This window comes from Planomonospora algeriensis, assembly GCF_977012225.1.
The window spans coordinates 1-10748 of sequence record NZ_CDRNDK010000205.1; the positions used below are offsets into that span (position 1 = coordinate 1).

7 protein-coding genes and 2 pseudogenes are annotated in these 10748 nt (G+C 73.1%); all 9 read left to right on the forward strand.

Going from position 1 to position 10748, the window contains the following annotated elements; all coding sequences use genetic code 11:
• On the forward strand, positions 1-1303 hold a 1303-nt coding region (locus tag ACWJ6R_RS20525), incomplete at its 5' end, for a beta-ketoacyl reductase (RefSeq protein WP_449063786.1).
• Positions 1304-1506: 203 nt separating this feature from the next.
• A pseudogene (locus ACWJ6R_RS20530) lies at positions 1507-1722 on the forward strand (AMP-binding protein); the annotation flags it as partial.
• A 148-nt stretch (positions 1723-1870) separates the two neighbouring features.
• The gene (locus ACWJ6R_RS20535; RefSeq protein WP_449063787.1) at positions 1871-2911 is read left to right on the forward strand and encodes a (2,3-dihydroxybenzoyl)adenylate synthase; all 1041 of its coding nucleotides are present in this window, start codon (positions 1871-1873) and stop codon (positions 2909-2911) included.
• 15 nt (positions 2912-2926) lie between these two features.
• Entirely contained in the window at positions 2927-4342 is a 1416-nt protein-coding gene (locus ACWJ6R_RS20540) for an isochorismate synthase (protein ID WP_449063788.1), read from the forward strand.
• Positions 4343-4372: 30 nt separating this feature from the next.
• Positions 4373-5272, forward strand: a complete 900-nt coding sequence (locus ACWJ6R_RS20545) for an ABC transporter ATP-binding protein (RefSeq protein ID WP_449063789.1) — start codon at positions 4373-4375, stop codon at positions 5270-5272.
• Positions 5269-6045: an ABC transporter permease subunit gene (locus tag ACWJ6R_RS20550; RefSeq protein ID WP_449063790.1), complete on the forward strand. Its 777-nt coding sequence runs from the start codon at positions 5269-5271 to the stop codon at positions 6043-6045. Before ACWJ6R_RS20545 ends, ACWJ6R_RS20550 begins: the two co-directional genes overlap by 4 nt.
• A gap of 166 nt (positions 6046-6211) precedes the next feature.
• Entirely contained in the window at positions 6212-7102 is an 891-nt protein-coding gene (locus ACWJ6R_RS20555; protein WP_449063791.1) for an FG-GAP repeat domain-containing protein, read from the forward strand.
• 28 nt (positions 7103-7130) lie between these two features.
• Positions 7131-8386 (forward strand): annotated as a pseudogene (locus ACWJ6R_RS20560) (beta-ketoacyl [acyl carrier protein] synthase domain-containing protein); the annotation flags it as partial.
• Between the two features lie 135 nt (positions 8387-8521).
• Positions 8522-10748 (forward strand): beta-ketoacyl synthase N-terminal-like domain-containing protein (locus tag ACWJ6R_RS20565; RefSeq protein ID WP_449063792.1); only part of this gene is annotated, 2227 nt, incomplete at its 3' end.

The window sequence follows — 10748 nt, forward strand, 5'->3', positions numbered from 1 at the left end:
CGCCGGAGCGGGCCGGGCGCTGGCGGCCGGGCTGGCCGCGCACGGCGCCGACACCGTCGTGCTCCCGGAGATGCCGGCTTCGGACGCCGGCGCGGCGGGCATCGTCTTCCTGCTGCCGGAAGGCGCGCCCCTCCCCGAGGCCGCGCCCGGCTCGGCGCCGCTCTGGGTCCTCACCCGGTCCGCGGTCCGGGTGTCGCCGTCCGACGGGGACGTCGTGCCGGTGACCGTACGGGCCTGGGGCGCGCTCCGGACGGCGGCCCACGACAGGCTGCTCCGGAACGGCGGGCTGGTCGACCTCCCGGCCAGGCTGGACGAGCACGTGCTGCGCCGGCTGTGCGCGGTGCTCTCCGGCGTGACGGGGGAGCACGAGCTGGCCGTACGGCCCGGCGGGGTGTTCGCGCGCAGGCTGCGGCCGGCGCCGGGCCGCGGAGCGGCGCTGGGGTCGGAGTGGCGGCCCAGCGGCACGGTCATGCTGGCGGGGCCGCTCGACGAGACCGCCGTGGAGCTGGGCAGGTGGGCCGCGCGCAACGGCGCGGACCAGGTCGTCCTCACGGAGCCGGACGTCAGGCTGGAGGGCGAGCACGGCGTGGTCGTGCGGGCGATCGGCGACGACCTCCCGGTGACCGCCGTCGTCTGCACGACCCCGGAGGCGGCCCGGGTGCTCGACGAGCGGACCCGCTCGATGGAGCTGTCCGCCTTCGTCCTGCTGGCCCCGGCGCAGGCGGCCTGGGGCGGGGACGGCGCGTCGGCTCACGAGTACTTCAACGCGCTGGCCGCCGGGCGGCGCGAGGCGGGGCTGCCGGCGCTGTCCGGCGCGGTCGGCCTGAAGGAGCCCGCCGAGGCGGTCTCGGCCATCCGCCACGCGCTGCGCCAGGGGGACACGACCCTCGTCGTCGCCGACCCGGACTGGGCCGCGCTGGCCGCCACGATGCGCTCCCCCCTGCTGGAGGCCATCCCCGAGGCCGTACCCGCCCAGGACGAGCCGGAGGACCTGATCGACGGCGTCGACGCCTTCCGCCGCCTGCTGGACGGCAGCCCGCCGGAGGAGCACCACGGCATCCTGCTCGGCGTGGTCCGCCGCCAGGCCGCCGCGATCCTGCAGTTCCCGCTGCCCGACATGGTCGAGCCCGACGCGGAGTTCTTCGAGCTCGGCTTCTCCTCGATGGCCGCGGTGGAGCTGCGCAACCGGCTCGGCGAGCTGACCGGCCTCCAGCTGGCCGCCGACGCGGTCTACGACCACCCGACCCCGGCCGAACTGGCCGAGCACCTGCTCGCCGAGTCCATGGCCGCGGCCGCGGGCTGAGACGGAAAGGACGATCCCGTGCTCGATGGATTCACCCCCTGGCCCGAGGAGTTCGCGGAGCGCTACCGGGCGGCGGGCCACTGGACCGACGAGAACCTCGGCGAGTTCCTGCGCCGGCTGGCCCGCGCCCACCCGGGCAGGACCGCCCTCGTGGCGGGCCCGCACGGATGGACCTACGCCGAGCTGGACGCGCGCGCGACCGGATGGCGGCGGGACTGCACGAGCTGGGCATCGGCACCGGCGACCGCGTCGTCGTGCAGCTGCCCAACGTGCCGGAGCTGGTGGTGCTGTTCTTCGCGCTGTTCAGGATCGGAGCCCAGCCGGTCCTGGCGCTGCCCGCCCACCGCAGCAGCGAGATCACCTACTTCTGCGAGTTCACCGAAGCGATCGCCTACGTCGTCGCGGACACGCATCTCGGGTTCGACTACCGGAAGCTGGCCGCCGACGTCGTCGCCCGCGTCCCCACCGTCAAGCACGTCCTCGTCGCGGGCGACCCGGGCGGCTTCACGGCGCTGGACGACGTCCGGAGCGAGCGCCTGCCCGAACTGCCCCGCCCCGACCCGCGGGGTGGCGCTCTTCCTGCTGTCCGGCGGCACGACCGGAGTGCCCAAGCTCGTGCCCCGCACCCACCAGGAATGGAGCTACAGCGGGCGCGCGGTGAGCGAGGCCTGCGGCTACGACGGGAGCACCGTCCACCTGGTGAACCTGCCGCTGAGCCACAACTGGCCGCTGACCCACGGGCTGCTGGCCACCTTCCACGCGGGCGGGACGCTCGTGCTGGCGCCGGGCCCGAGCCCGGACGAGGCCTTCCCCCTCATCGAGCGCGAGCGGGTGACCGAGACCGGGCTCATCCCCGGCGCGGCCCTGCTGTGGATGGAGGCCGCCGAGTGGGGGGAGTACGACATCTCCAGCCTGCGCCGCGTGACCATCGGCGGTACGAAGCTCCAGCCCGAGCTGGCCCGCCGGGTGGAACCCGCGCTCGGCTGCCGGCTCCAGCAGGCCTTCGGCATGGCGGAGGGCCTGTGCGGCTTCCACCGGCCGGACGACCCCGAGGACGTGGTCCTCATCAGCCAGGGTCTGCCCGTCTCCCCGGACGACGAGGTGCGGGTGGTGGACGAGGACGACCGCGACGTCGCCCCCGGCGAGGTGGGCCAGCTGCTGGCACGCGGGCCGTACACCACCCGCGGCTACTACCGGGCGCCCGAGCACAACGCGCGGTCGTTCACCGCGGACGGCTTCTACCGGAGCGGCGACCTGGTGCGGCTGCTGCCGACCGGGCACGTGGTCTTCGAGGGCAGGGTCAAGGACCAGATCAACCGGGGCGGCGACAAGATCGCGGCGGAGGAGGTGGAGAACCACCTCCTCGCCCACCCGCACGTCCGCGAGGTCGCCGTGGTGGGCCTGCCCGACGAGATCCTCGGCGAGCGGAGCTGCGCCTGCGTGGTCCCCCGCGGCACGCCTCCGACGCTGGTGGAGCTCACCGCGTTCCTGCGCCGGCGCGGTGTCGCGGCCTTCAAGTTCCCCGACCGGCTGGAGATCGTCGAGGCGCTCCCCGTCACCCCGCTCGGCAAGGTCAGCAAGAAGCGGCTCGCAGGCATGTTCGGCTAACAGAGGACGATTCCCATGGACCTGCCGGACATCGACCTGCCCGGATTCCTGGACGTGTACGCGAAGGCCGCCGCCCAGGCGCGCAACGACGAGAGCAGGACGCTGGCGATCTGGCGGCAGGAGATCGGCCCCGTCGACCCGGCCGAGCTGCTCGTGCCGGTGTTCGCGCGGGCGGAGCGGGCGTTCGTCTGGATGTCACCGGAGTCGAGCGTCATCGCCATGGGCGGCGTGGCCGACTTCACCGGACGCGGTCCCGGCCGTTTCGCCGACGTCCGGGCGGGCTGGGAGAGAGCCGCCCAGAACGCGGTGGCCGACGGGCCGGGCCCGCGCGGTACGCCGTCGCTGGTCGGCGGCTTCGCTTTCGCCCCGGTGCCCGGACCGCTCCCCGAGGCGCTGATGTGGGTGCCCGAGGTGCTGATCGCGCGGGACCGGGAGGGGCGGACCACGCTCGCGATCAGCGTGAGCGCCGGTCCCGGCCGCGACGAGGGCGACGTGGTGCGGGCGGTCGCCCGCGCGCTCGGCCTGCTCTCCTCCGCGGGCGGGCGGCCCTGCCCCAGCCCCCGCCTGGCCGGGACGACCGTCACGGAGGTCCCCTCCGCCGCCGAGTGGAAGGCGCTGGTCGCGCGGACGGCCGACCGGATCGGCCGCGGCGCGTTCGACAAGGCGGTGCTCTCCCGCCGGCTGCGCGTGAGCTCGCCGTGCCCCTACGACGTGCCGTCCGTGCTGGGCTCCCTGCTCGACGCGCAGCCCGGCACCACCGTATTCGCCGTCGCGGACGGCGGGCACGCCTTCGTCGGCGCCACCCCGGAGAGACTGGTCGGCCTGCACGCCGGGCGGGCCCGGTCGATGAGCCTGGCCGCCTCCCTGCCGCGCGGCGCCACCCCGGCCGAGGACGCGCGCCTGCGCGCCGCCCTGCTGGAGGACGACAAGTGCCGGCGCGAGCAGCACGTCGTCACCGCGATGCTCCGGCACGCCTTCGAGCAGGTGTGCCGGGAGGTCTCCGTGCCCGACGAGCCGCACGTGCTCGACCTGCCGAACCTGCGCCACCTGCGCAGCGGCATCGACGGGGAGATCGCCGACCCGGAGAACACCGGCGTGCTCGACCTCGTCGAGCGGCTGCACCCCACACCGGCCGTCGGCGGCCACCCCCGGCAGGCGGCGCTCGACTGGATCGCCGCGGCCGAAGGGCTCGACCGCGGCTGGTACGCCGGTCCCGTCGGCTGGATGAACACCGACCAGGAAGGGGACTTCGCCGTCGCGCTCCGCTCCGCCCACCTGCACGGGGCGACCGCCACCCTTTACGCCGGATGCGGGATCGTGGCAGGCTCCGACCCGGACGCGGAGCTCGAGGAGACCAGGCTCAAGTTCCGCCCGATGCTCGATGCCCTCGCTGCGCCCGCGGACGGGCGGACCGAGGAGGGAACCTCTTGATCGGAAAGCGCACATGAGAGGTACGTGAAGATGATCCGGATAGACGGACTGACGAAGCGCTTCGGTGACAGGACGGCGGTGGACGACCTGACGTTCACCGTCGAGCCGGGCCGGGTCACCGGCTTTCTCGGCCCGAACGGGGCGGGCAAGTCGACGACCATGAGAATGATCCTCGGCCTCGACCGGCCCGACGCCGGAAGCGTGACGGTCAACGGCCACGGCTACGTCGGCATGCCCCGGCCCATGCGTGAGGTGGGCGCCCTGCTGGACGCCCGCGCGCTGCACCGCGGACGTACGGCGCGCAACCACCTGCTCTGCCTCGCCCAGACCAACGGGATCCCGGCCGGCCGGGTGGACGAGGTGCTGGAACTGGTCGGATTGGAGTCGGTGGCGCGCAAGCGGGCCGGCGGTTTCTCCCTGGGGATGGGCCAGCGGCTCGGGATCGCGGTGGCGCTCCTCGGCGATCCGAAGGTGCTGCTGTTCGACGAGCCGGTCAACGGACTGGATCCCGAGGGCATCAAATGGATCCGCGAGCTGATGCGCGGGCTGGCGGCGGAGGACCGCACCGTCCTGGTCTCCAGCCACCTGATGAGCGAGATGGCGCAGACCGCCGACCACCTCATCGTCATCGGCAAGGGGAAGCTGATCGCGGACATCGGGATCGGCGAGTTCCTCCGGCAGGGCTCCAACGTGCTGGTGCGGGCCGACGACCGGGATCGGCTCGTCCCCCGCCTGATCGAGGCGGGCGGCGCCGTCCAGCAGGGCACCGACGGCTCCTTCATCGTCACCGGGCTGGAGACCCGGCAGATCGGCGAGGCCGCCCTGGCCGCCGGGATCGTGCTGACGGAACTGACACCGCAACGTTCACTGGAGCAGGCGTACATGGATCTGACCCGCGACAGCGTCGAGTTCCAGGCGAGCGCGGCATGAGCGCCGCCATCGTGGACACGATGCGGTCGGAGTGGACCAAGTTCCGCACGATCCCCTCCAACGTGCCGACGCTGCTGGCGACCGTCGCCGTCATGGTGGGCGCGGGCGCGCTGACCGCCAACGGCGCGAGCAAGGGCTACCAGGAGGCGGGGGCCGCGTTCGACCCCACCTACATCAGCATGTACGGCGGGTTCCTGTTCGCCCAGATCAGCGTGGGCTCGCTCGGCGTGCTGGTGGTGACCTCCGAATACGCCACCGGCATGATCCGCACGAGCATGACCGTGGTGCCGCGGCGAGGCCGGCTGCTGGCCGCCAAGATCTGGACGTTCGGCCTGATCGCCCTGGTGATGGGGGAGATCGCCGGCTTCGGCTCGTTCCTCCTGGGCCAGACCGTGATCGGCGCCGCCGGAGCCCCGTCCGCGGCGCTCGGCGACCCCGGCGTCCTGCGCGCCGTCGCCGGCATGGGAATGATCTGGGCCCTGGTGGGTCTCATCGGCGTGGCACTCGGCTGCCTGCTGCGCGACACGATGGCCGCCACGACCGTGGTGGTGGCCGTCAACTTCATCATCCCCATCATCGGGCCCCGGCTCATGCCCGCGGCCGTCGGGGACTGGGTGACCACCTACTGGCCGATCTCGGCCGGCCTCCAGGTCACCACCACCGTCCACCACGCGGAGCGGCTGGCTCCCTGGACGGGGCTCGGCCTGATGGCCGCCTGCACCGCCGCCCTGCTGATGGCGGCCTTCGCGGTGTTCCACCGGCGGGACGCCTGACGGCGGAGGTCCCGACGCCCGGCGCGGCCGCCCAGGCCCGCCGGGCGTCGCCGTGTCCCGCCCTTTCCGGGGCCGGCCGGCGTCTTTAGTGGCCCCTAGGGGTTACCCGATTTCTCCCGCTTCGCAAATAATGAGGGCTGTAAACCCTGCGGGAGGAGCTTTAAGAATGGCGCCGAATTTCGCAAACGGCCAGTGCCGGTCCTTCCGCGGCGACGGACGGCCGGATCTGTTGGTACGGAACACCGAAACCGGCGAGCTGTTCGTCCATCCGCACAGCGGGGAGTTCAACGGCACCGCGACCTTCGGCGACCCGGTGAAAATAGGCGACGGATTCGGCTGGTGGCGCTTCTTCTTCGTCCGCGCGGTCGACGCCACCGGGAACGGGCAGGCGGACATCTGCGCGTTCAGCGCCCACGAATTCGGCATCAACCCGGGCGAGAACGGGGAGCACGGGTTCTTCCTGCTGCGGAACCTCGGCGCACCGGGTGAGATCGGCCCGTTCGCCGAGCCGATCCGGGTGTCCGGCAGGCGCGACGACGGCCGGCAGTGGGAGACGATCGGGTTCGCCGACGTGACGGGCACCGGCACGGACGACACGTTCGGCCGCGGCAAGGACGCCGGCAACGTGGACGTGTTCCCCCACCGCGACCTGGGCGTCGTCCGCAACGAGACCTACGACAAGGACCCGGTGAGGCTCACCGAGGTCGACGTCGACGACCTTCCCGTCGCCATGGCCGACTTCACCGGAAACGGGGACCTCGACCTGCTGGTCCGCAGGGCCAACGGCGACCTGGCCCTGTACGAGTTCGGCGGCAGGCCGGGAACGACGGCCGAGGGCACCTGGCACACCGTCGCCCACGGCTGGCAGGACATGCGCCTGATGGCGCTCACCGACATCGACCTGGACGGGTTCCCCGATCTGCTCGGGCTGCGCCAGGACGGCACGCTCGAGGCCTACCGGCACTGCGGGGAATTCGACCCCGATCGCCCGCTCGAGCTTTTCCAGGAGCCGGTGGCCGTGGCCACCGGATTCGAGATCTACGACGTAATAAGCTGACCACTCCGTCGGAATATGGATAGGTTCAATGCAATTCGAACTCTCCTCCCGTATTTTTTCCGACGACGCGGTGGCGATCGTCGGTATATCCTGCCGGCTTCCGCAGGCCCCCGATCCCGAATCCTTCTGGCGGCTGCTCCGCGACGGCCGTGACGCCGTCACCGGGGTGCCGGCCGGCCGGTGGGACTCGCCGGAGACCCGTTCGATGCGCGGCGGTTTCATCGACGGAATCGCCGAATTCGACGCCGAGTTCTTCGGTATAGCGCCGAACGAGGCCGCGATGCTGGATCCCCAGCAGCGGCTGGTCCTGGAGCTGAGCTGGGAGGCGCTGGAGGACGCGGGCATCGTCCCGGAGAGCCTGCGCGACACCGGTACGAGCGTCTACATCGGCGCCATGGCCGGCGACTACGCCCAACTGCTCCAGGGCGACACGACCCGCCACAGCCTGACCGGCCTCAGCCGCGCCCTGCTCGCCAACCGGATCTCCTACACCCTCGGGCTGCAGGGCCCCAGCCTGACCGTCGACTCGGCGCAGTCGGCCTCGCTGACCGCCGTGCACCTGGCGTGCGAGAGCCTGCGGAACGGCGAGTCGGGACTGGCCATCGTCGGCGGCGTCAACCTCAACATCACACCCGACAGCACGCTGGCCGCGGCCAGGTTCGGCGCGCTGTCCCCCGACGGCAGGTGCTTCACCTTCGACGCGCGCGCCAACGGCTATGTGCGCGGTGAGGGCGGCGGGATCGTCGTGCTCAAGCCACTGGCCCGCGCGCTCGCCGACGGCGACCGGGTGTACTGCGTGATCGCGGGCAGCGCGGTCAACAACGACGGCGGAGGCGAGGGCCTCACCGTTCCCGACCAGCACGCCCAGGAAGAGGTCATCCGCCTGGCCTGCGAGCGGGCCGGGGTGCGCGCCGCAGACATCCAGTTCGTCGAGCTGCACGGCACGGGCACCCGGGTCGGCGACCCCATCGAGGCGCGGGCCCTCGGCGCCGCCCTCGGCACCGCGAAGGAGCCGGAGGAGCCGCTGCTCGTCGGCTCGGCCAAGACCAACGTCGCCACCTCGAGGGGGCCGCGGGGATCGTCGGTCTCCTGAAGACCGCACTGGCCATCCGCCACCGGGAGCTGCCCGCGTCGCTGAACTTCGAGACGCCCAACCCGCAGATCCCCTTCGGCGAGCTCAACCTCCGGGTCAACACGGCGCTGAGCCCGTGGCCCCGCGCCGACGCGCCGCTGCTGGCCGGGGTCAGCTCGTTCGGCATGGGCGGGACCAACTGCCACCTGGTGCTCGCCGAATGCCCGCAGGAGGAGCCCGCGCCGACCGGGCCGTCCGCATCGTCCGCGCCGTCCGCATCGTCTGTGTCATCCGTTTCGTCCGGCCCGTCGGCGTCGGCGTCGGCGTCGGCGTCGGCATCGGCGGCGTTGGCGTCGGCGTCGTCCGGGCCGTCCGCCGGACCGCTGATCGTGCCGCTGTCCGGGCAGAGCGAGGCCGCGCTGCGCGGCCAGGCCGTACGGCTGCGCGAGCATCTGCTCGCCGGCCCCGGCGCGGAACCCGCCGACATCGCCTACTCCCTGGCCACGACGCGCACGGCGTTCCCGTTCCGGGCGGCCCTCGTCGTGGACGAACCGGCGCGCCTGACCGGCGTGCTCGAGCGGCTGTCCCGGGGCGAACCCGCCGCCGAGATCGTGACGGGCCGGCCGCGCACCGGTGGGATCGCCTTCCTCTACGCGGGGCAGGGCAGCCAGCGCCGCGGCATGGGACGGGAACTGTACGGCGCCCATCCCGTCTTCGCCCGGGCCCTCGACGAGATCGCCGCCTGCTTCGAGCCCGGCCTGCTCGAGGCGATGTTCACCGATCCGGACGGGCGGCTCGACGAGACGGGGACGACCCAGCCCGCCCTCTTCGCCTTCGAGGTCGCCCTCACCCGGCTGTACGAGCACTGGGGCATCCGCCCCGACCGCCTCCTCGGCCACTCCATCGGTGAGATCGCCGCCGCGCACATCGCCGGCGTGCTGTCACTGCGGGACGCCTGCACCCTGGTCGCGGCGCGCGGCCGGCTGATGCAGAACCTGCCGGCCGGCGGCGCGATGGCCGCCGTCCAGGCCGCGGAGGAGGAGATCCTTCCCCTTCTCGACGATTCGGTGAGCATCGCCGCGGTCAACGGCCCGGACTCCGTGGTCGTCTCCGGCGCGGAGGGCCGCGTCACCGAGATCGCCGACGAGATGCGCGGGCGCGGGCGCAAGGTCCACCGGCTGCGCGTCAGCCACGCCTTCCACTCACCGCTCATGGACCCGATACTGGCGGAGTTCCGGCAGGTGGCAGAGTCGCTCGCCTACCGCGAACCGGTCATCCCGATCGTCTCCGACCTCACCGGCGCCGCCGTGTCCGGCCGGGAACTGTGCTCGCCCGACCACTGGGTCAGGCACGCGCGCGAGGCCGTCCGCTTCAGCGACGGCGTCCGTGCCCTGGCGGACGCGGGGACGAGCACGTTCGTGGAGATCGGCCCGGGCGCGGTCCTATCCGCCCTGGGACAGCAGTGCCTGCCGCCGGACGCCGACGCGCGGTTCGTCACCACGCTGCGGGACGGCCGCCCGGAACCCCTCACCGCGGGTCTCGCGCTCGCCGCCCTGCAGACCGACGGCGCGGAAGTGGACTGGGACGCGGTCCTCCCCGGCGCCCGGCGCGTCCAGCTGCCCACCTACGCCTTCCAGCGCACGCGCCACTGGCTCACCGATTCCGCCCCGCCGGCGACCTCGGCCGGGGCCGACGACGTCCAGCCGCTCGCCGGCCGCCTGGCCGGGCTGCCGGGACCGGAGCAGGAGCAGGTGCTCCTCGACCTCGTACGGACCTGCGTCGCGCTCGTGCTCGGCCACGCCACCACCGCGACCGTGGACGCCGGCACCGCCTTCAAGGCGCTCGGATTCGACTCCTACAGCGCGGTCGAACTCAGGAACAGGCTCAACGCCGCCACCGGCCTGCCGCTGCCGACCTCGCTGCTGTTCGACCACCCCACGCCGGCCGCGCTCGCCGGGTTCCTGCGCGCGGAGCTCACGGGAGACTCCGCGCCGGTGCCGGTCGTGGAACGGGCCGCCGGCCACGACGAGCCGATCGCGATCGTCGGGATGGCCTGCCGGTTCCCCGGAGGGGTCTCCTCACCGGAGGACCTGTGGGAGCTGGTGATCTCGGGCAGGGACGCGATCGGGGAGTTCCCCGTCGACCGCGGCTGGGATCTGGAGCGGCTGTACGACCCCGACCCCGACAGCCGCGGCACCTCCTACGCCCGGCACGGCGGATTCCTGTACGACGCGGCGGAGTTCGACCCCGGTTTCTTCGGCATCTCGCCGCGCGAGGCACTGGCCATGGACCCGCAGCAGCGCCTGCTGCTGGAGACCTCGTGGGAGGCGATCGAGCGGGCCGGGATCGACCCCGCCCGGTTGCGCGGAAGCCGTACCGGGGTGTTCGCCGGCGCGATGGCCCAGGACTACGGCCCGCGGCTGCACGAGGCCACCGGGAACGCCGAAGGCTACGTGCTGACCGGGACCTCCGGCAGCGTGATCTCCGGACGCGTGGCGTTCTCGTTCGGGTTCGAGGGCCCGGCGGTGACGGTGGACACGGCGTGCTCGTCGTCGCTGGTGGCGCTGCACCTGG

Coding starts and splice junctions, on each gene's coding strand:
- ACWJ6R_RS20540 (WP_449063788.1), top strand. CDS start 2,927: ATGGACCTGCCGGACATCGACCTGCCCGGATTCCTGGACGTGTACGCG.
- ACWJ6R_RS20545 (WP_449063789.1), top strand. CDS start 4,373: ATGATCCGGATAGACGGACTGACGAAGCGCTTCGGTGACAGGACGGCG.
- ACWJ6R_RS20550 (WP_449063790.1), top strand. CDS start 5,269: ATGAGCGCCGCCATCGTGGACACGATGCGGTCGGAGTGGACCAAGTTC.
- ACWJ6R_RS20555 (WP_449063791.1), top strand. CDS start 6,212: ATGGCGCCGAATTTCGCAAACGGCCAGTGCCGGTCCTTCCGCGGCGAC.